Raw genomic sequence first — 20,371 nt, 5'->3', positions numbered from 1 at the left:
CGTCATTGCCCCAGCGTCTCGCCATTCGTCATCTCGACTTCCCCGCGAATCCTCTCGCGGCACTCATTTCCTCCAGCCCCTCTATCCCCCAAGGAAACCGCATGCGCAACCTGCGACAGAAAGCCGTCAAATGGATCATCACTCTATGTCTGGTGGCGGCTGCAGCCTGGTGTGCGGTGTGGCTGTGGAATACCTACATGTACAGTCCCTGGACGCGTGACGCCCGGGTGCGCGCCGAGGTGATCACGCTGAGCCCGGATGTCTCCGGCTGGGTGCGTGAGCTGAACGTGGCGGATACCACGCGGGTCAAGGAGGGGGATGTCATCCTTCAGGTCGATCGTGCGCGCTATGAGGCGGCGCTCGCCAAGGCCAAGGCCAGTCTCGCCAGTGCCAGGGCGACCCTGAGTCTGAAGGAGCATGAATCCAATCGTCGTGGTCGCTTGACCAATCGTGCCATCAGCGAGGAAGAGCGCGACAGTGCGCGTCTGGAGGCCGAGGTTGCCCGCGCTGATGTGCAACAGGCCGAAGCCGCGGTGCAATCCGCGCAGCTGGATCTCGATCGTACGCGTCTGGTGGCACCCGCCGACGGTAGCATCCTCAACATGCACCTCAGTCAGGGCAATTACGTCACGGCAGGCACGGCGGTGATGGCGCTGATCAAGGACGACTCCTTCTACCTGAGCGCCTACTTCCAGGAGACCAAGCTGCAGCATGTGCGTCCGGGCGATCCGGTCCAGATCACGCTGATGAGCGGCAATGAAGACTTCAAGGGGCGAGTCGTGGGGATAGGCCAGGGCATTGCCGATGACAATACCGCGACCAATGCCCAGCAGCTGCCTCAGGTCAGCGCCACCTTCAGTTGGGTGCGTCTGGCGCAGCGCATTCCGGTGAGGGTAGAATTCGATGATATCGAGGCGGTACGTGCCTCAGGTGTCAATCTTGCCGCCGGCATGACGGCGAGTGTCAGGCTGATCACTGCTGAAGATGGCAATGATGAGGCGACGCAGGCCAAGGCGGCACCTGTCGAGGCGGAGCCGGTCGAGACAGCTCAGGCCGTCCAAGACGAAGACGGGAAGCACTGATCCATGTCTCCCGCTCTGGCTGCCTTCCTCAGGCCTTCGCCGTTCGCCCTCAAGTTCGCCACCAAGGGGGTGCTGGCGATGGCGCTGGCCCTCTACGCCGCCTTCTTCTTCGATCTCGATCGACCCTATTGGGCGCTGATCTCGGCGGCGTTTCTGCAGACACGTCCGATGTCGGGCATGGTGGTCGAGAAGGGCATCTGTCAGATCACGGGTACCTTCGTCGGGACCTGTGTGGCCGTGGTGATCATGGGTTGCTTTGCCCAGGTGCCGGAACTGGCGCTGGGTTCGGTCACGCTGTGGATCGGGCTATGCATCTATGGCGCCTCGTTGACGCACAACAATCTGTCCTATGGCTGTGTGATGGCGGCGGTGGCCTGCATGATCATCGTGGTGCTGACGTCTTCGGCGCCGGATGACTTCTTCTCGGTGGCGCTGGCACGTCTCAGCGAGCTGAGTCTGGGCGCGCTGTGTGCTGTCGTCGTGAGTGCGCTGGTCTGGCCGATACGCGTGCGGGATCATCTCGGCCAGCTTTCGGACACGGCGGTGAATGCTACCTTCCGTTATATGGCGCTGGCCTTCTCGATGCCGCTCGAGCAGGACAGGGCCGTGAACCGAGATACTGACGGCCATTCACAAAGTCAGTCACAAGGCCATTCACAAGCCCAGTTAAAAGATCAGCAACGCGAACGCATGGCGATGCTCGAGCAGATGATGACCGGGCTGGATGCGCTCAACAATCTCGAGATCGATGCCCACTCGGCGCGTTATGAAGGCCCCCAGGGCAAGGGGCGCATTCGCGGCGTACACCTGCTGACGCGGCGAAGCATGCGTCTCTACGCGACCCTCAAGGCCCTGCACCAGCTGCGTCATCCCGAGTTCTTTGTGCCTTCACAGCGCGATGACGGTGAGGCGATGGCACCGACAGGTGAGCTGAACCAGACCCAGGGTCAGGAAGCTGAACGCTTCAGTCAGCCGACGCAGGACCTGATGCAACGCCTGGGCGCGGCCTTTCAAAGCATGGCCGACAATCAAGGCACGGCCCAGGCGCGCAAGACGCTCAAGGAGCTGCGTGGGGAATGTTTGCGCCTGTCTCGCGGTCAGCGAAGCATCACCGCACTGGAAGCCCGGCTGCTGTTCAGTCTGCGTGAGGTGCTGGGGCATGCGCTGGTCATCCTGCAGGCACGCGAGGTCATCAATCATCCCGGCCGTCATCAGCTGCGTCAGCCAAGCATGAGCTGGCACCGCGATCACGGACGCGCCGCCATCGATGCGCTGCGCGCGATGGCCATCTTCAGTGCCACGGCGATCTTCTGGCTTGCGACGGCGTGGGACAACGGCGCGGTGGCCATGCTGCTGGGCACGCTGTTCTCGGGCATCTTCGTCAGTCGCGGTGATCCGGCACCGATCATTCCGATGGTGCTCAAGGGCCTGCTGCTGGCGGTGCCGAGCGTATTGCTGTTCGGCAATGTCATGCTCAGTCACGCCCAGCACTTCGTGCCCTTCGTGATCATCTTCAGTATCCCTCTGTTCCTTGGCCTGATGGGCTCTGTCGTGCCGACGCTGGCGGGGATCGCCTTGCCCTTCGTAGTGTTCAATATTCTGCTGGTGATGCCGGACAACGGCATGACCTTCGATGTCGCCTATACCCTCAACCGGAGTCTGGCGGCCGGGATCGGTCTCATCGTGACCATCATCGGTTTCCGCCTGATTCCCGTGCCGGGGGCCGGCTGGGACAAGCGCCAGCTGATTCGCGCTACGGCGAGTGATATTCGTGAGCTGGCGGAACGCTCCACCGAGCGCCTGGACAGCTGGTTCGGCGGGCGCATGGGCGACAGACTGTTGCGCCTCGCCCGGCATGAACAGACTCGCAGTCGTGAACAGGAAGCGCGTCGTAGTGGCGAGAATGCAAGTGGTCAGCCCGATGATGCACAGCAGCAAGTGCTCGGCATGCCGCTACTGACGCTGGGGCTGACAGGGATGGATATCGGACGCGGTATAGGCTTCGTGCGGCGGGAATTGGGCAACGATGTGCCACGCCCGGTACAGCACGCCTTGCGCGAATTGATCCATGCGCTGGCGGATGATTATCAGCGCTGTGCACGAGGAGAGAGTCCCACCAGGATGCGGGCGGCCGGCGACCGATTATGCGAAGTGATCGAGCAACATCGCACCATGAGTCGGCATAAGCAGGCGCTGCTGGCGGGCTGGCTGACGCGAGTTCAGCTAACCTTGCAAAGTGATGCCCTGCGCCAACAACACAGCTGATATTGCGTTAATGAGAGTCACTTGCAGATTCCAACAAAATGTTCTTATAAACCGGCCCTCAGCATATCTTCTGCGCTATGATAAGAAGGTCAGCTCAAAAATGAGCGAAATGTATTAGCGCCTTACTGTAGGAGAGAGCCATGGCTTTCATGAACGATATCAGCAACAGTGGGCGCAATGTTCCCGAGCGTTTTCGGCGCGTGACTTTCACGACGCAATATCTGCATGAGTTGAATCTCTATGTATTGCCGGCAAGCGAGGTATTGTTGCGCATCTCTCAGGCGGGCGAGGACCTCATGCTGCTGCAGTTCGACGACGAGTTTCATGCCGAATTCATTGCTTCGCGTATCGTCGAGTGGGTCGCCGAGAATCCCGGCACCGACCGCGATGACCTGACGCTGTGGATCAAGACGCGGGCACGCCATGAGACGCTGGACCCGAAGCGGGCTCACCACGTCTATTGAGGTGTCAGCGCGTCGCTGGTCAGAGCGATTGCTCAACAAGAAGGCCACCCGAATGGGTGGCCTTCTTGTCATTGGTTTGGCGCTATTTTGTTCCCCCATGGCCAGAAACTGCCCACGGTCTAGAACCTGCCCGCTGTTAAGAAGCTGTCACAGGTCAGAAGCTGCCGACCAGGCTGCCCAGAGTCACGACGGCAATCAGGGCCAGCATCGGGAAGGCGACCGTCATCATGAACATCTGGCCGTAGGACTGGCGATGAGTCAGCTTGCAGATCGTCAGCAGGGTGATGACCGCGCCGGAGTGCGGCAAGGTGTCCATGCTGCCCGCCGCCAGCGCCGCCACGCGGTGCATCAGCTCCAGGTCGATGCCGGCATTGACGGCCATCTCGCGGTAGGTCTCGCCCAGAGTCGACAGCGCAATGCTCATACCGCCGGATGACGAGCCGGTGATGCCGGCCAGCACGTTGACTGCCACCGCTTCCGAGATCAGCGGGTTGGCCGGATACAGACCGAGCACCGCCTCCTTGACCATCGCGAAACCGGCCAGGCTGGCGATCACCGCGCCATATCCCACCTCTGAGGCGGTATTGAAGACCGGCAGCATGGCGCCGAAGCAGCCATTGTTGACGGTGGTCTTCAGGTCGGCCCACTGCTTCCAGCGTGAAATGACCAGCCAGGTGGAGGCGAAGGCCAGCGCGATCAGGATCGACCACATGCCGGTGGCACCCGCCGGGTCAAGCTCCGGGAAGGCCTCGCTCAGGTAGGAGAAATCGATGCGTGGGAAGACGAGATAGGTCAGCAGGGCATTCAGGCCGATGACCATCACCAGCGGAATCAGCGCCGTGATCATGCCCATCTGTGCGGCGGGCGCGGGGGATTCCTCAAGCGCTTCGTCCTTGTGGACCCCGTAGCCTTCCCCCTGTGCCTGAGCCTTGCTGGCACGTCCCTTCAGCCACCAGGTACCCAGCCCCAGCATGATCAGGCCCGCGATGATGCCCAGGCCTGGCGCTGCAAAGCTGTTGGTCTGGAAGTAGGGGATCGGGATGGCGTTCTGGATGGCAGGCGTGCCGGGGAGTGCCGTCATGGTGAAGGTGAAGGAGCCGAGAGCGATGGCCGCGGGCAGCAGTCGCTTGGGCGTGCCGGTGCGCTGGAAGAGCTGGGCGCCAATCGGATAGACGGCGAAGGCGACCACGAACAGCGAGACGCCCCCATAGGTGAGCAGTGCACAGGCCAGCACCACGGTCAGGATCACATGGCGTGTGCCCAGGCGTTTGACCAGGCCTTCGGAGATGGCATGCGCGGCCCCGGAATCAGCCATCAGCTGGCCGAACAGGGCGCCGAGGATGAACAGCGGGAAGAATTTGGCCAGATAGCCGCCCAGCTGACTCATGAAGGTCACGGTGTAGCTGGGCAGCAGGGCGGCTGCATCTCCTGACAGGATGACGGCGAGGGCGGCCATCAGAGGGGCAAGCAAGAGAACGGTGATACCGCGGTAGGCCAGGAACATCAGCAGCCCGAGCGATATCAGAATGGCAAGAATACTCATGGGGGTATCTCGTAGTTGGCGTTATCGTAGTCGTGGGTCGTCTGCCATTGACGACGGTTGTCCTGTTTACAGGTGCGTGGCCTGTTGTTTTTGCTATTTATTGGCTTATATACAGAGACATCCAGCACACTAGAGATTGTCTGACATGAGAACAATGCGCCTTAAGTGGCAGCGCTGTGCGGTCAGCGAGCACTCAAGGGCAAACTCCATCTGGCCTTGCGCAGCGAAAAGAGAGGTCATTTTACATAAGAAAATATACCGTTATCTTTAGTCTGCCTTATGTCGACGATGTGGCAACCTCAGTCAGCCGGTAAGCAGGGCAGTTGTGTCAGCACGCTGTTGTAGTCACTCATGAAGCCTGGGCAGGTGACATGGACGCCCAGAATAGCTATCCAGAATAGCTGTTCAAAAAAGCGGCGCCCGAAGGCGCCGCGATAAGTGATCGAACATTCTGCCGGTCGCGAAATCCGAGAGATGTCCTGCTTTCAAGCAAAGTCGATTTTCGCGTTGAATGAGTGGGCAGGGGCCACCGCACTCAGGGGCGTTTTTCGTCACTGATCCAGATACAGACGTCAGCGGGTGCCAGCACCCGGCTACCGGACAGCAGCCCGCTGTCATTGACGAGGCCTTCGGGTAGCCAGCGTGACTCAGGCGAATAGTTGAAAGCGAAGCTCAGCGGCCCGCGCCGCCGCAGGCGCACGCCGTCGGGCAGGGCATGCGTGGTGATGCCGCAGGCCTGACACTCTGCCTGCAGAATCGCCACCAGGCTGTCTTCACTCAACCAGGCGGTCAGATAGCTGACGCCGTGATGATGCAGGATGGCGGGTTCGCCATCCTCGAAGCGCGTTACCACCTGTGCACTGGTGCGCTGATGATCGAGCAGGTCTCGCCAGCGCAGGGCATGACCGCGTGCACCGTTGCTCAGTGTGACGACCGGCTCGGCGCCCGGGCGCAGGCCATCGACTCGATCAACCGTGACGCCCGTCAGCTCGCTGAGCGCGCCGGGTGCCAGCTCCATGGGAATCTGAAACTCCGGCGTACGCGAGCCGGAGCGTGCGCCGATCACCACGCGACTGCCTGAATCGCGCGCCGCGCTCAGACGCGCCGCCAGTGCCTCATCGGCGATCACCTGACAGGGAAGTACGATCAGCGGATAGCCACTGAGCGCATCGCGCGGTGAGACGATATCGACATCAAGCCCGAGTCGCCGCAGCGCGCTGTACCAGCTCAGGTACAGCTCGAGCGGGTTGAAATTCTCGGCGTGGGGTTGGATCTGACAGGCCCAGATGGAGGCGTAATCGAACGTCAGGGCGACGGGCGCCTGCTGGGCAGGCGTCGTGTCATGCTCCGCGAGTGTCGCCAGCTCATCGTGCAGCTGCAAAAGCTCCGGCCAGGCCGAGGCGGGCGAGCCGTCCGGGCGCAGCAGGCCAGCGTGCATCTGCTCCTGGGCGAAGGGTGCCTGACGCCAGCGGAAGTAGGAAACGACTTCGGCGCCATGCGCGAAGGCTTCGTGGCTCCACAGTCGCACCATGCCGGGCAAGGGCGCGGCGTTGCTGATCGCCCAGTTGACCGGGCCCGGCTGCTGCTCCATCACCCACCAGCGGCCCTTGCACATGGCGCGGTAGAGGTCGTGATGAAAGCCGGCAAAGTCCGGATGGCCTTGCTGGCGATAATGGGCCTTGGTGGCATCATCGTGGGCACCGCGCTCCAGAAAGCCCAGCGGGTAGCTGTCCCAGCTGGCGATATCCAGATCACGGGCGACATCGAAGTGATCGAATTCGGTGAACAGGCCCATGAAGTTGTGCACGATATCGCCGCTGACACCCGCGGCACGCAGGGTATCCACCTGCAGGCGGTTGTATTCGACCACCATGTCGGAGCAGAAGCGTCGATAATCGAGCACGATGGCCGGATGCGGTTCGGTCACGGTGCCAACGGGCGCCTCGACCTGGGAGAACTCGCTGACTTCCATGCTCCAGAACACCGTGCCCCAGGCCTGATTGAGGGCCTCGACCGAGCCATAGCGCGCCTCGAGCCATGCTGGGAAGCGGGCGCGGGCGGCCGCGGAGTAGCTGAGGATGGTGTCATGGCAGCCGTACTCGTTGTCGGTCTGCCAGGCGATGATCGCGGGATGGTTTGCGTAGCGCTCGCCCATCAGGCGCACGATGCGCTCGCTCAAGGTACGAAACGTCGGCGAAGAGAAGCAGTAATGACGACGCGAGCCATAGCCACGCGTGTCGCCATTTTCATCGACGGCCAGAATGTTTGGGTGGGCGTCCACCAGCCATTTCGGCGGTGTCGCCGTGGGGGTGCCCATCACGATCTTGAGACCGGCCGCCGCCAGAACCTCGACGGCCTCATCCAGCCATTCGAAGCGCAGATCGCCCGCGCTGGGTTCCAGGCGACTCCAGGCGAATTCACCGATACGCACGATACGAATGCCGGCTTCCATCATGTCGCGAGCATCCTGTGGCCAGCGATCACGTGGCCAGTGTTCCGGGTAGTAACAGACACCGAGCTGCATGGGTTCATCCTTGAAGCTGAAAATGGGGAGCGAGCGCGGCGCAGGCCATCACGGCCTGCGCGGCACGGGTCATGCCGCAACCGCCTGAAGGTGAATCAGGATCGCCTGGTCAGGGTCCAGCACCGGCAGGGCAAGGCCTTCACGCATCAGGTACTCACCGGAGACAACGACCGGCTCGCCGGCCTGTTGTCGGCTGATCCAGGCGGGCAGCTGCTTCATGCGTCGCTCCGGGTGCTCCGGCAGTTCCAGCAGCTCGAGCCGGTAGGCCGTGTCGGCTTGCAGGCCGGTCAGGGGCTGGGCGGCGGGCACGGCGTGGCGTGGCATGGCCAGCTGGCTGATGCTGAAAAGGGCCTGCTGGCCATCCTGACTGACCACGCCATGGGTATGCTGATTGTCATCCAGGCAATCCAGACGCCAGCTGACACCGTTGTGCAGCAGGCCACGCAGCGACTTGTAGCGCGCTATCCAGCCGCGCAGCTCACTGCGCTCCGCCTGATCGAGCTGGCTGACATCCAGCTCCAGCCCCAGATGACCGAACAGTGCCGTGGAGGCACGGAAGGCGAGCGTCGTGTGCCGCGAGGTGGTGTGGGCGTGTTGCGGCCCGATATGCGCGCCCAGAAGCTCCGGCGGCAATACGCGACTGGCCCCGCGCTGGATATGCGTGCGCTCGTGGGGGTCGTTGCAGTCAGACGTCCAGACGCGATGGGTGTGCCGCAGAATGCCGTGATCGGTGCGCGCGCCACCCGAGGCGCAGCTCTCGATCTCGACACCGGGATGCGCCTTTCGCATGCGGGCCAGCAGCGAGTAGAGCGCGCTGACCTGAGCATGGGCGGCAGGCTTGCCGCGACCTTCCTCCGACTGGCCGCCCGCGTGGGTCAGGTCGCGATTCATGTCCCATTTCAGATACTTGATCGGGTATTCGCTGAGCAGCGAATCGAGGCGCGCAAACAGATAGTCACAGACCTCGGGGCGAGTCAGGTCCAGCACGCATTGATAGCGTCCCAGCGGCTGTTCACGCCCCTCCAGCCCGAGAATCCAGTCCGGATGGGTGCGGAAGAGTTCACTGTCCGGATTGACCATCTCGGGCTCGACCCACAGGCCGAATTCCATGCCATGCGCCTGTACGGACTCGATCAACGGCCCCAGTCCCTGCGGGTACTTGCCGGCATCCAGATACCAGTCGCCCAGGGCGGCGCGTTCGCCATCCCGGCCGACGAACCAGCCATCATCGAGCACGAAACGCTCGGCACCCACCTCACCGGCGGCAACGACCAACTCTTGGAGGCGCGTCGCATCGTGATCGAAGTAGAGCGCTTCCCAGGTGTTGACGTGAACCGGGCGCGGCTTGTCAGCCACCGGCCAGTCAAGGCGCGCACGCAGGGTGCGATGCATGCGCTGGCTGGCGCCATTGATGCCCATATCTGACCAGGCCATCACCACTTCCGGGGTGGTCACGCTGTCGCCGGCGGCCAGCGTCTGCTCGCCGGGCAGCAGCAGGGCGCCCATCTGCACTTGGGTGCTGCCATCGAATTGACGCTCGATCAGGGCGCGATGGTTGCCGCTCCACGCCAGATGCGCGGTGATGACTTCGCCACGCTGCTCGCTGAAGCCTGGCGTGCCGGTGATCAGCGTCGGCACGCGTTGATGCGAGCTGCGCCCGCGACGGTTCTCGAGCGTGAAGGTGCCTTCGCTGAGACGATGACGCGTCTCGGTGAATTCCTGCACCCAGCGGCCACCGAAACTCAGGCATTCCTCGAAGCGGACCGGCAGCGGCAGGCAGGCGGCCGCCAGCCATTCGAGCCGGTAGGGCGCTGATGACTGATTGCTCAGGGTCGTCTGCTGACGCAATACGCCCTCGCGGGTGAGGGTCAGCGCAAGCAGCACTTCCAGCTCACTCAGGCTGTCGCGAAGCGTCAGGCGAGCGTGGGCGCCGGTGGCATCCGTCGAACAGTCCACCTCGCTCAGGCGCATCGCCGTCAGCCAGTCGCGACCTTCGCGATCACCGATCAGCGCGGGATAGCCGGCAAAGCCGAGCCCGGCATCATTGAACAGGGTGTTGGGCGGCAGCTGATCCAGGCTCGCCTGAGGCGTGGCGGCAGCGCTCATCAGGCGGTGCTGATCCGGATTGATGGGCGCGATGCGCCCGAAATGGGCCAGCTTGAGCAGGCCATCGGCGAGATCCAGCTGCAGCTGGATGCCATCGGCACTCAGGCTCAACCACTGCTGATCACTTGACCAGGTCGCGTCAGGCGCAGCCGACGGTCGGGAAGATGGGGCGTCTGCGGTCATGATGAAGGGTCCAGAAATAAAGAGAGATCAGAGACGGAATGGCAGTGTCAGCCCAGCACCAGCGGTGGCTCTGCCAGTCCCTTGAAGCCGTGTGCTGACAGGTCCAGCGCGAAGAGGTCACCGTCACCCGCCGCATGATCCGGCGTGGCCATGCCTTCATGCGCCGTGGTGATATACAGCGTACTCAGCCCCTCGCCACCGAACAGCGGGCACGAAGGCTGGCTGACCGGCAGCGCCACATGGGCGATTTCCTTGCCGTCGTGGTCGAGCCTTGCCACGCGGCCGGCTCCCCAGAGCGCGATCCACATATGGCCATCGGCATCGATCACGGCGCCATCCGGGCCACCACCGGCATCCCGCAGATCGGCCCACACTTCGGGGGCGTTGTATTCACCTGCCGACGTCAGTGGCCAGCCATCGGCGTCCAGCTGCCAGCGCATCACCTGACCGCTGACGGTGTCGGTGAAATAGGCAAAGCGGCCATCCGGCGAGAAGCACAGCGCATTGGGAATGCTCAGCCCCTCGAGCACGCGGGTCAGTTCACCGCGATGCAGCCGATAGAGGCTGCCAGCGCCGGACTCTGCGTTGCAGCCCATGCTCGAGAGCCACAGACTGCCGTGACGATCGACCCGCGCGTCATTGCTGCGCGTGGCCGGCGTCGTGTCCGCCTCGAAGGGCATGACATCTTCCACGGCGCCGGTCTCGGGATTGAAGCGCGAGAGCATTCCCTCTGCGACCAGCAGGTAATCGCCGTCTTGGGTAACGGCTGCGTAGGAGGTGCGGCGCGCAAGCTGAGTGATGACGTGATCACTGCCGTTGGCGGCGGCGTGATGCAGCTCGCCGGCGAGAATATTCAGCCAGCGCACCCGCGCAGGCAGGGCCTTGGTCGCGGGCGTCCAGCCTGGTCCTTCGCCCAGCTCGCAGCCACTGGCGACGAGGCGCCTGGCAGTGCCAAGGCATGGTGATGACGTCATCTGCTGCTCCTTTGCGATATCCGTGGTCGCTTATACCCATGGGCTATTGGCGCGCTCTCGTCGCTCTTGCAGCGACGTGGCTTGTCGCCATCCGTGTGTGGCTGTCAGTCAGCTGCCTGCCATGCCGCGACCAGGGTGCGGGCCCGTTCGCCCACCTCAGCGGCGCTCAGGCCGGGCGTGTAGATGGCCGTGCCGAGGCCAGCTCCATGGACACCCGCCGCGCGCCATTCGGCGAAGTTGTCACTGCCGATGCCGCCGACGGCATAAAGCTCGGTGTCCTTGGGCAGCACGGCCAGCATGGCCTTCATGTTGACGATGCCGACCTGAGTCGCCGGGAACAGCTTGAGGCCCGAGGCGCCGGCAGCGAGGGCCGCGAAGGCTTCCGTCGGCGTGACGATGCCGGGTAGCGAGACCATCTCCAGGCGGCGGCTTTCGCGGATGACGTCGACATCGGCATTGGGTGAGACGATCAGACGACCGCCGGCGGCGTGCACATCGCGCACCTGCTGCGGGGTCAGCACGGTGCCGGCACCGATCAGGATCTTGCCGCCATGCGCGCGCTCGCAGTGCTCGACCAGCGCGGCGATGCTCTCCAGCGGTTGAGGAGAGTTGAGCGGGACTTCGATGCGGGTGATGCCGGCGGCGATAATCTCGTCGGCGATGGCGATGATGTCTTGCGGTGTCACACCGCGCAGTATGGCGACCAGAGGCAGGCTCATGGCGATCTCCAGAAATGGGGCTGTTTGAAGAGGAGCTGTTTGAATAAGGGCTGTGTGAAGTGGGGAGTGACGTGGCTCACTGGCTAGCAATGTCAGCAACGCTGAATCAATGGCTCACAGAGGCGCGATCCGATGACGACGCACGGGCCGAGGGCGATCCACGGTCTGATGACGATGCCTGCGCGGCTGATCGTGCACGCTGGATGCGTCCAAGCCCTGCCAGAATCATGTCGGCGTTGGCCGCGGTGGTGACCTGATAGCCCAGATGTTCCAGCGCGACCTGATAGCGCTGGCACAGCACGGCGTCGCCGATCAGGGTGATGGTGGCGTGATCCGAAAGCTCCGCAGTGGCGCCCGCCAGCTCAAGTCCCAGCACCAGGCCTGACAGGCGTGCGCCGAGTACCGCCTTACGAGCATCAGCCTCAGGCAGAGCCGTATCGAGCAGGTCGCGGGCACGAATGCCGAACAGTTGCGCGGTGGTGCGCTCCGGGGCGGCAAGCGCCGTATCGATACCCTCCAGATAGGCATCGCGCTGGGTGGTGTCGCTGAGATCCCCCGCGGCGACGGAGTGCTTGAGCACCGAATCCTGACTGAGCAGCTTGTAGAGCTCGCCACTCATGAAGGTGCTGAAGCCGGTGATCGCGCCACTGGCGAGATGTGCCCACTTGGCGTGGGTGCCGGGCAGACACACCGCACCGCTATAGTCCGGTTGGGCGGCGACCAGGCCCGCCAGCTGGGTCTCCTCGCCACGCATGACATCGTAGGTCGGCTGCTGCTGACAGAGGCCCGGCACGATGGCGACGGCAAGGCGGCTGTCGCAGGTCGCGACATGGGTCAGCTGTTCGGAAAGTGCCCCCAGCACATCACGGGAAGGCGTCTTCTCCGAGGGCAACGGCAGGTAAGCCGCCTCCTGCCAGCCCTGACGCGCGCCGGCCATGCCACAGATCAGCACCGGCATGGGAGAGGTTGCATCGTCGGGCAGCCAATCATTGATCAGCACGCGCAGCACATCCTCGAACTCATCCGCCGCCAGTCCCAGCATGCCGCGGGCACTGCTGGCCTGGGCGATGACTGCATCGTCGCCATTGACGGCCCAGGCGCGCAGATTGCTGGAGCCCCAGTCGACGGCGATCCAGGCCGGCGTGACGCTGACGGCGCTCACACTCGGCCTCCGTCTACCACCATCGGCTGGCCGGTCATCATGCGCGAGGCGCTGGAGGCCAGGAACAGGCACGGATTGATCATGTCCTCGACCGGAATGGCCTCTTTCAGACATTGCTGATCAATGCACTCGTTCAAGTCCTTGTCGTTGACCCACAGCTCGCGCTGACGCTCCGTCATCACCCAGCCCGGAATCAGGCAGTTGACGCGAATGGCGTCCGGGCCCAGCTCGCGCGCCAGCGCCTTGGTCATGCCCATGATGCCGGCCTTGGCGGTAACGTAGGTCGGGTAGCCGCCCAACCCCAGCATGTAGCTGTTGGAGGACAGATTGATGATGGCGCCGCCACCCAGCGCGCGCATGTCGGGGGCCACGGCCTGGGCGGTGAAGAATTGCGGGCGCAGGTTGGTGGCGATGGATTCATCCCACTGTTCCACCGTCCACTCATCCAGCGTATGACGGGTATCACGCGCGGCGTTGTTGACCAGCACATTGATCAGGCCGTGAGCCTCACGCGCCTGAGCGACGGCGGCCTGCAGCGCCTCGATATCCTGGATGTTGCAGGGGATGAACAGCGGACGATTGGCGTAGCGAGCTTCCATGGCGTCACAGAATTCGCTGGCATCGGACAGGCCGACGAAGGCGACCTTGGCACCCTGGGCGAGGAAGCCTTCGGTCAGCGCGGCGCCGATGCCGGAGCCACCGCCGGTGATGAAGACGCTGGCGCCTTCGAGGTCCGGGTAGCGAAAGTCGGCGAAGGCGGGGCGTTCGGATGATGCGGTACGAGTCATGTCGAATCCTTCCTTGAGCGTGACAGGCCTTCGGCGGAAGGCCTGTCCTGGCATGGCGTCTGTGTTGTCAGTGTGTGCGTTGCAGCTTGCTTGGCATTACCACTCGGCGACGGAGCCGTCTTCGTGGGTCCACAGCGGGTTGCGCCAGCGATGGCCGACCTTGGCACGCTCCTCGACGAAGGCTTCGTCGATCTCGACGCCCAGCCCCGGGCCCTGCGGAATGGCGCAGAAGCCGTCCTTGATCGCCAGTGCCTCCTTGTCGACCAGGTAATCCAGTACGTCGTTGTCCTTGTTGTAGTGGATGCCCATGCTCTGTTCCTGGATGAAGGCGTTGTGACACACCGCGTCCAGTTGCAGCGAGGCCGCCAGCGTCAGCGGGCCGAGCGGGCAGTGCGGGGCCAGCGCCACATCGTAGGCCGAGGCCAGGGTGGCGATCTTCAGGCCTTCACTGATGCCGCCACAGTGGGAGAGATCCGGCTGGATGATGTCGACCATGCCGTCCGCCAGCAGGTCTCGGAACTGGAAGCGGGTGTGCAGGCGCTCGCCGGTGGCGATAGGCGTCGCGATGCCTTCGGCGATGTGCTTGAGCGACGGCAGGTGTTCAGGCGCGACCGGCTCCTCGATGAACATCGGGTGGAATTGCTCCAGCTCACGCAGCAACGCCTTGGCCATCGGGCGATGCACGCGACCATGGAAGTCGATGCCGATGCCGACATCCGGGCCGACCGCGTCACGGGCCTCGGCGACACGAGCCACGGCGTCATCGATTTTCTTGTGCGAATCGACGATCTGCATCTCCGGCGTGCCATTCATCTTGAAGGCGGTGAAGCCCTGATCGACCAGTGCCTTGGCGCCTGCGCCGACATCTGACGGGCGGTCACCGCCGGTCCAGGCGTACATGCGCATCTTGTCGCGCACCGGGCCGCCGAGCAGCTGGTGCACAGGCACACCCAGATCACGGCCCTTAAGGTCCCACAGCGCCTGATCGATGCCGGCGATGGCTGACATCAGGATCGGACCGCCACGGTAGAAGCCTGCGCGGTACATCACGTTCCACAGGTGCTCGATATTGCGCGGGTCCTGACCGACCAGATAATCGGACAGCTCGTGCACGGCGGCCTCGACCGTCGCGGCGCGGCCCTCGATGACCGGTTCGCCCCAGCCATAGCAGCCTTCATCGGTCTCGATCTTGAGGAACAGCCAGCGCGGCGGAACTTGCCAGGTCTTGAGTCGGGTGATTTTCACGGATGCATCCTTGTTGAGAATGGGCGTTTGAACGAGGGGCAGCGCCAGGCGAAGCGGGTGGTGGAATCGGTCGTCATCGGCTGACGCCCGATCAGGATCAGAAGCGGCGGTGCCCCAGCTGCGGGTGGTCCGGTGAGAAGCCGAGATCGCGCGCTGCGGTCTCCAGTACCCGCTCGGCACAGGTGCGTGCCATCTCGGGCTGGCGCAGGCGAATGGCCTCCATCACCGCGCGGTGACGATCGAGGCTGGCGCGATGATGACTGTGATCATGCTGCTGCGCGGACTGCTGGGTACTGTGGATCAGTTGGCTGATGGAAGGGCGCAGCAAACTGCCAAGCTGTGTCCATACCAGATTGTGGGTGGCGTGGTAGATGGCCTCGTGGAAGGCGACATCGTGCTCGGCATGCGCCTCGCGCGAGCTGTCATTGGCGGTATTGACCATGCCTTCGAAGGCGCGCTCCAGGCGCGCGAGGTCCTGGGCATTGGCCTTCATCGCGGCCAGCGCACTGACATAGGGCTCGACGGAGAGGCGGAAGGCGTAGATCTCGCGCATCAGGTCTGGATTGATACCGTCGAGGCCGCTGACCCAATGGCTCATCAGCGGGTCCAGCAGCTGCCATTCGCTCATCTCGCGCACGATGGTGCCACGCCCGGCGGTGCGCTCCAGCAGCCCGGCGCTCACCAGCTGAGCCAGGGCATTGCGAACACGATTGCGGCTGGCGTCGAAGCGCTGGCAGAGGTCCAGTTCACGCGGAAAGCTGTCACCGGGGCCGAAGCTGCCTGCGAGGATCTCCCGCGCCATGCAGGTGGCGATGGCCTCCATGCTGCGCGGGGTCACGTCGTCCGCCGAAGCGCTGTCAGTGGCGAGCGAGGCTGTCGCCAGAGAGTCGGTCATTGAGTGGCCTGTCATGAGGTGATGGTCAGGAGAGTCACTGCATCGCACCATCTTCGAGCGCGGCGCTGACGCATGAGATTCCGAGCATCAGAATAAATGTCTGAACACACATTAATAAATGTCGGACATTTCAACAAGGGACAGACACTTCAACTTTGGTCGCGCGAGAAGTTCGCCCGACACAGCAACAAGGGCGCAATCAACAAGGTGGCGTGTCACAGGGGAGGAGTAACAAGGAGTGCATCCACAACGACAGAGGCCAGACGCGATGCCTGGCCCCAGTCACGCCTTTTGGGATTGGGAAGGCGGGTCACATGGAAAACGCCATGACCGGATCAAGCCGATGGCGGGTAGCGAGCCAGGTAGCCATTGAGGGTCAATTGCCATTCCTTGAGTGTCTGGGCGCAGGAGAGATCAAGCAGCGTGATCTCCAGTGTCGCAGTGTCCTCCAGTGATGACAGCAGCGATGCCAGGGAATCGGCGGTGGGCGGCGAGGCAGTGCCATTGGCTGGCGCTTCGAACAGTGGCTCATTGCCTTCAGGGCGGCGAGTCACTTTCTGCGCAGGCGCGATATCCCGACATTGATGGCCCATCACGATGAAGTTGCCCTCACTGATGCGGAAGACACGCAGCGGATAGAAGCAGGCATTCAGGTGCGGGCCAAGCTTGGCATCAAGGGGGGCAAGTTGCCTGTCGCCTGCATCGCGGCGTGCTCCTTCCTTCCGGCTCAGGCGAAGATGGCATAGCGTGATGTGCTGCCCCATGGCGTCCTGACACTCACGTGACAGTGCTTCGAGAGCGGCATCCAGCAATGCGCGGGTGAAGCAGCCGCTGTGGTTGTCGCGCCACCGGTTGGGGTCACGTTCTACCTGCTGCGGGCAGAGTCGATGCAGGGTGGGCGCCGGCGGTATCGGTTGCTCCGTCAGCACTTCACGCACCGCCTGCAGCAATTCTGGCGGTAGATGGCCATGACGGTGTTCGATATCGCACAGCGCCTGGGCCTCACTGACCCCGGTATGACGCACCAGCTCGATGAGCTGCACGACCATCGCCAGAGTGCTGGCAGCGAGGGAAGCCTCGCCATGAGAGGTCGCTGCAATATCGGGAGAGGCCTGTTCTGCCTGTGGGATGTGTGCATGAGGAGGGGCACCGAGCATGAACTGCTGGCTGGCACGCAACAGGTCAGCTTCGGCAGGTGCCATCAGGGCGTCTTCCATCATGCGTGCACTGATCTCAACATGACGATGCAGCAAGAGATACTGATCGAAATACAGTTCATCACGCGGCCGCAGCAGTGAGTCGGGTAGCGCCAGCTTGCCGATATCATGCAGCATGGCGACGCGTTCCAGCGTGGCGATTTCCTGGCGGTCCATCCCGAGTCGTGTCGCGATCGCGCTGACAAGGTTTGCGGCCAGCCAGTCTTCTCCCGAGCGCTCGGGACAGCGTTCGTCGCGGATCATGCGCATCACCGACCCTAGCCTGTCTTCGCCGCGTTGCTCAAGCTCATGCTCCAGTTGATTCATGCGCTGGCGCATCTGCAGCTGTCGCTCACGATACTGGCGCAGGAAGGCGTAACCAAAGGCCAGGCAGAGCATCAAGGTCACCAGCAGCGTGATCAGGAAGTGCCAACGCTCCAGCGCGTGCTTCTTCTTCATCAAGTCTGCGTGCGCCTTGAAGGCGGCTTTACTGATGTCATCGAGATAGACGCCGCTGGCGATGATCCACTGGAAGGGGGGATACAGGGCGGCGTAGGCGGTCTTGTCGACCTGCTCGGCGCCCGGGCGCTTGGGGAAGCGGTAATCGAAGTAGATGCCACTGCCGTTCAAGACACCCTCGAGCTCGGTGCGATACGGGAAGCGGCCACTGCTGTCCTGGTACTCGGTCGACAGCAACTTGCCTTCGGTGTCGGGTAGCAGAGGATGGATCAAGCGGCGTGCATAACCCTCACCGCCGGTCGGGTCCAGTATCTCGTTGATCCAGACATAGCGGCTTTCTTCGCGCTCGATACTCGCGTGCAGTGACTGTCTCAGCTCATTGGCGACCAGAAAGGCCACCATCTTCGGGTCGATATGCACCAGCGCCCAGGGGGCAGGCTGCTGTCGACGATCAAGGCGCACGGCGCCGGGGCTGTCTTCCTCTTGCCCCAGAGGCACGGCAAACACCAGTCCGGCATCCGTACCGCGCAGGAATTGCGCCTTGCGCATGCCCGCGTTGAGGCGCTGATTCAGCTCCTGATTCCACCAGTCAGGGGGGAGCGTGGTGGGGAGCTGCACGATGTCGATCCAGTCCGGGTTGATGCGCAGGTCCGGGAACTGGCGCAACAGTTCGGTGCTGACGAAGGAGCGATCACGACCACTCAGATGGCTGATGCCCAGTGACGGGGAGCGCATGGTGGTGATCAGAAGACGTTGCAGACGATGCTCGTAATCGCGATGTCGCGAGGCGATCATGCCCAGTGTCTGCTCCACCATCAGGCTGGCCTGTTGACGCCGCTCCCGGGCGACCAGCATCTGGGTCGCCTGGGCCTGCAGAATGTCCTGCTCGCGACTCTGCGATTCCTGAAATACCAGCAGGCCGCCAAGCGAGAGGCAGGAGAGAGCGGTCAACCCCAGCCACAGGCGCAAGGGTTTGCCGAACGGACGCTGTCTGTCCGGGGAGCGAAGATCGGGCGGGCCGGTATCTGGCCCATGTCGAGAGAGATCACTATCCTTGATCATCGAGTCACGTCATCCATGAGTGATGCGGTGGCGCTGCGAAGGGCGATGATGGCATTGTTTCGAGCATAGCGGCTAGCGCAAGACCCAGGAGATGTCGTTTCAGGCCTCGACGTCATCTAGCCAACGCTACGGTGTTGCCATCCAGATGCCAAGTGAGAGTGCCCAACACTCCGCGAAGCCCCAGTTCAGGGCACTTGCGCGCTTTGCGTATCGCGCGATGTCTTGCGAGCAGGCGTTGAAAGGGGCATGATGAAGCTAGTTTTCTGTATGGCTTTCAAGAAGATATCTGTCATTTGTCTATGGCTGTCCAGAAGAGGCTCGCTAACATCTTGATTTGAGGCGCGCCGGTCGAGTGTTGAAGGTGTCGTGCATAAGCTGCAAGTCAAATTGTCGCTCATCGTCCTGCAGTGAACTCATAGCGTTGTCTTCTTGTTGTCGACAAGATCAAAAGTGGAAAATCGTGCATGAACCGACATGATGAAAAGATCATTGCCAGTGCTCGCAAGCAGCGTGCTCTCTTTGATGAGCTCGAAAAGGCGTTGGCGGAAGAGCTGAATGCGCTGGATCGCTCTTCTCAGCCTGCGCCCGCCGCTGAGTCGAACCACGACGCCGACGACGCGCGCGCTCAGCAGCGTGAAGCGGAGTTCGTGGCGCGGCTCGAGAGCCTGATCGCGGAATTCGATCTCGATCGCGAGGCCGCCCAGACATGGCTGCGTGAGCTTGAGGCCTTCAAGGGAGACGCGGAGTCAGAGAAGTCAGCGTAAGCCTTAGTCTTGGCTGACGTCTCTTGCACTACGCCCTGAGCCAAGTCCTGAGCTACGCAGATATGGCGCTGCGCGTCGCGATGGTCTGTTCAGGCCTGCAAGCGTGCAAGCCTGCAAGAACAACGCCCGGCACTTCTTCCTGAAGGCTGGGCGTTGTGCGTTTCTCGCTGGGCGCATCTGGTTCCAATGGTTATCTAGCCCGATAGATTTTCTGACGTCTTGTTATTGGCTTGCCGACATATCTACGAGACCGCTTGCCTGTTTGACGGCAAACTTCATTCGGCAACGCTCCCACCGGCCCTCGACCTCGGGGTTGGGCCTAGATCTCCTCCCAGATGGCTTCCTTCAATTCATCTGTCAGGCCTTGCAGGCGTTGCAGGCGCTTGACGGTATGTTCCTGCACATCACTGACGATCTCCGTCAGGCACTCCTTCGACTCGAGAGGGTCAACGAACCCGGTCGATAGCAGGCACTGGCCCATTTCCATGCTCTTGGTCTGCCACATGCGAATAAACTCGATTTCCTGCTCATATGCCTTGAGGCTCAGGGTCCACCATACCTGCTGACAACGCATCAAGGGGGCGAGGGGATGCACGAGGTCGTCGGGTCGATTCATCCAGGGCAGTGGGGTGCTGAACATGGCAGCGAAAGGCTGCATCGGTTGATTGGCGACTGGCATTCTGGACTCCTGTCTCATGGTATCTGATAGCTGATGAGTGCAAACCTTGGGGGAAATACCTGCGGGGCGGCTGGTGTTTGGCGTTATTGTGACCAATAGTGATAGTGGCTGGTGTTTGGTGGCACAGGCTTCGCAACCTGAGCTGAGTTGAGCATAGCTCCCTCTGCTGGAATGCGCGCGAGCATCCTGTGCTGTCCCCAGTCAACTCAGGCTTCAACAACCCTGGCTTCAACAATCCTGTCCTCAGACAACCCTGTGCCC

15 protein-coding genes are annotated in these 20,371 nt (G+C 62.6%); 4 read left to right on the top strand and 11 right to left on the bottom strand.

What is annotated here, in order from left to right; genetic code table 11:
* Positions 1-101 precede the first annotated feature (101 nt).
* From U0O11_RS08730 to U0O11_RS08720, 3 genes are all read left to right on the top strand, one after another.
* Positions 102-1,082 (top strand): efflux RND transporter periplasmic adaptor subunit, encoded by a 981-nt coding sequence (locus tag U0O11_RS08730; protein ID WP_324692467.1) that lies wholly within the window; start codon positions 102-104, stop codon positions 1,080-1,082.
* A 3-nt stretch (positions 1,083-1,085) separates the two neighbouring features.
* Positions 1,086-3,347, top strand: coding sequence for an FUSC family protein (locus tag U0O11_RS08725; RefSeq protein WP_324692466.1), 2,262 nt, complete (start codon positions 1,086-1,088; stop codon positions 3,345-3,347).
* Positions 3,348-3,487: 140 nt separating this feature from the next.
* Complete coding sequence (locus U0O11_RS08720; protein WP_192838819.1) at positions 3,488-3,811, top strand: hypothetical protein; 324 nt, start codon at positions 3,488-3,490, stop codon at positions 3,809-3,811.
* 154 nt (positions 3,812-3,965) lie between these two features.
* Here U0O11_RS08720 and U0O11_RS08715 read toward each other — a convergent pair whose 3' ends face one another.
* From U0O11_RS08715 to U0O11_RS08670, 10 genes are all read right to left on the bottom strand, one after another.
* Complete coding sequence (locus U0O11_RS08715) at positions 3,966-5,354, bottom strand: GntP family permease (RefSeq protein WP_324692465.1); 1,389 nt, start codon at positions 5,352-5,354, stop codon at positions 3,966-3,968.
* A gap of 535 nt (positions 5,355-5,889) precedes the next feature.
* Complete coding sequence (locus tag U0O11_RS08710) at positions 5,890-7,878, bottom strand: beta-galactosidase (protein ID WP_324692464.1); 1,989 nt, start codon at positions 7,876-7,878, stop codon at positions 5,890-5,892.
* A gap of 69 nt (positions 7,879-7,947) precedes the next feature.
* A complete protein-coding gene (locus tag U0O11_RS08705; RefSeq protein WP_324692463.1) occupies positions 7,948-10,167 on the bottom strand; it encodes an alpha-galactosidase in 2,220 nt (739 codons plus the stop codon).
* Between the two features lie 47 nt (positions 10,168-10,214).
* Positions 10,215-11,141: an SMP-30/gluconolactonase/LRE family protein gene (locus U0O11_RS08700; RefSeq protein ID WP_324692462.1), complete on the bottom strand. Its 927-nt coding sequence runs from the start codon at positions 11,139-11,141 to the stop codon at positions 10,215-10,217.
* A 104-nt stretch (positions 11,142-11,245) separates the two neighbouring features.
* Positions 11,246-11,860, bottom strand: coding sequence for a 2-dehydro-3-deoxy-6-phosphogalactonate aldolase (locus U0O11_RS08695; protein WP_216060643.1), 615 nt, complete (start codon positions 11,858-11,860; stop codon positions 11,246-11,248).
* Positions 11,861-11,966: 106 nt separating this feature from the next.
* Positions 11,967-13,022, bottom strand: a complete 1,056-nt coding sequence (locus tag U0O11_RS08690) for a 2-dehydro-3-deoxygalactonokinase (protein WP_324692461.1) — start codon at positions 13,020-13,022, stop codon at positions 11,967-11,969.
* Complete coding sequence (locus tag U0O11_RS08685; RefSeq protein WP_248378217.1) at positions 13,019-13,810, bottom strand: SDR family NAD(P)-dependent oxidoreductase; 792 nt, start codon at positions 13,808-13,810, stop codon at positions 13,019-13,021. Before U0O11_RS08685 ends, U0O11_RS08690 begins: the two co-directional genes overlap by 4 nt.
* A 96-nt stretch (positions 13,811-13,906) precedes the next feature.
* On the bottom strand, positions 13,907-15,055 hold the full coding sequence (dgoD, locus tag U0O11_RS08680; protein ID WP_324692460.1) for a galactonate dehydratase: 1,149 nt from the start codon (positions 15,053-15,055) through the stop codon (positions 13,907-13,909).
* A 97-nt stretch (positions 15,056-15,152) separates the two neighbouring features.
* Positions 15,153-15,950: a FadR/GntR family transcriptional regulator gene (locus U0O11_RS08675; RefSeq protein WP_324692459.1), complete on the bottom strand. Its 798-nt coding sequence runs from the start codon at positions 15,948-15,950 to the stop codon at positions 15,153-15,155.
* A gap of 335 nt (positions 15,951-16,285) precedes the next feature.
* A complete protein-coding gene (locus U0O11_RS08670) occupies positions 16,286-18,667 on the bottom strand; it encodes a cache domain-containing protein (RefSeq protein WP_324692458.1) in 2,382 nt (793 codons plus the stop codon).
* A 464-nt stretch (positions 18,668-19,131) separates the two neighbouring features.
* Between U0O11_RS08670 and U0O11_RS08665 the strand changes: the two genes are divergently transcribed.
* Complete coding sequence (locus tag U0O11_RS08665; RefSeq protein WP_324692457.1) at positions 19,132-19,431, top strand: hypothetical protein; 300 nt, start codon at positions 19,132-19,134, stop codon at positions 19,429-19,431.
* Positions 19,432-19,750: 319 nt separating this feature from the next.
* Here the strand turns inward: U0O11_RS08665 and U0O11_RS08660 are convergent, their stop codons facing one another.
* The gene (locus U0O11_RS08660; RefSeq protein ID WP_303592505.1) at positions 19,751-20,110 is read right to left on the bottom strand and encodes a hypothetical protein; all 360 of its coding nucleotides are present in this window, start codon (positions 20,108-20,110) and stop codon (positions 19,751-19,753) included.
* Between the last annotated feature and the right edge of the window lie 261 nt (positions 20,111-20,371).

Origin of the sequence: Cobetia sp. D5 (assembly GCF_035666195.1) — a bacterium.
Classification (GTDB): domain Bacteria; phylum Pseudomonadota; class Gammaproteobacteria; order Pseudomonadales; family Halomonadaceae; genus Cobetia; species Cobetia amphilecti.
The sequence above is the reverse complement of the archived record's forward strand: the minus strand, read 5'-3'. Positions and strand labels throughout refer to the sequence as shown.

What these genes read in the sequence shown, in the direction of transcription:
- U0O11_RS08730 (WP_324692467.1), top strand. Translation starts at nt 102, where the DNA reads ATGCGCAACCTGCGACAGAAAGCCGTCAAATGGATCATCACTCTATGT.
- U0O11_RS08725 (WP_324692466.1), top strand. Translation starts at nt 1,086, where the DNA reads ATGTCTCCCGCTCTGGCTGCCTTCCTCAGGCCTTCGCCGTTCGCCCTC.
- U0O11_RS08720 (WP_192838819.1), top strand. Translation starts at nt 3,488, where the DNA reads ATGGCTTTCATGAACGATATCAGCAACAGTGGGCGCAATGTTCCCGAG.
- U0O11_RS08715 (WP_324692465.1), bottom strand. Translation starts at nt 5,354, where the DNA reads ATGAGTATTCTTGCCATTCTGATATCGCTCGGGCTGCTGATGTTCCTG.
- U0O11_RS08710 (WP_324692464.1), bottom strand. Translation starts at nt 7,878, where the DNA reads ATGCAGCTCGGTGTCTGTTACTACCCGGAACACTGGCCACGTGATCGC.
- U0O11_RS08705 (WP_324692463.1), bottom strand. Translation starts at nt 10,167, where the DNA reads ATGACCGCAGACGCCCCATCTTCCCGACCGTCGGCTGCGCCTGACGCG.
- U0O11_RS08700 (WP_324692462.1), bottom strand. Translation starts at nt 11,141, where the DNA reads ATGACGTCATCACCATGCCTTGGCACTGCCAGGCGCCTCGTCGCCAGT.
- U0O11_RS08695 (WP_216060643.1), bottom strand. Translation starts at nt 11,860, where the DNA reads ATGAGCCTGCCTCTGGTCGCCATACTGCGCGGTGTGACACCGCAAGAC.
- U0O11_RS08685 (WP_248378217.1), bottom strand. Translation starts at nt 13,810, where the DNA reads ATGACTCGTACCGCATCATCCGAACGCCCCGCCTTCGCCGACTTTCGC.
- U0O11_RS08675 (WP_324692459.1), bottom strand. Translation starts at nt 15,950, where the DNA reads ATGACCGACTCTCTGGCGACAGCCTCGCTCGCCACTGACAGCGCTTCG.
- U0O11_RS08670 (WP_324692458.1), bottom strand. Translation starts at nt 18,667, where the DNA reads ATGATCAAGGATAGTGATCTCTCTCGACATGGGCCAGATACCGGCCCG.
- U0O11_RS08665 (WP_324692457.1), top strand. Translation starts at nt 19,132, where the DNA reads ATGAACCGACATGATGAAAAGATCATTGCCAGTGCTCGCAAGCAGCGT.
- U0O11_RS08660 (WP_303592505.1), bottom strand. Translation starts at nt 20,110, where the DNA reads ATGCCAGTCGCCAATCAACCGATGCAGCCTTTCGCTGCCATGTTCAGC.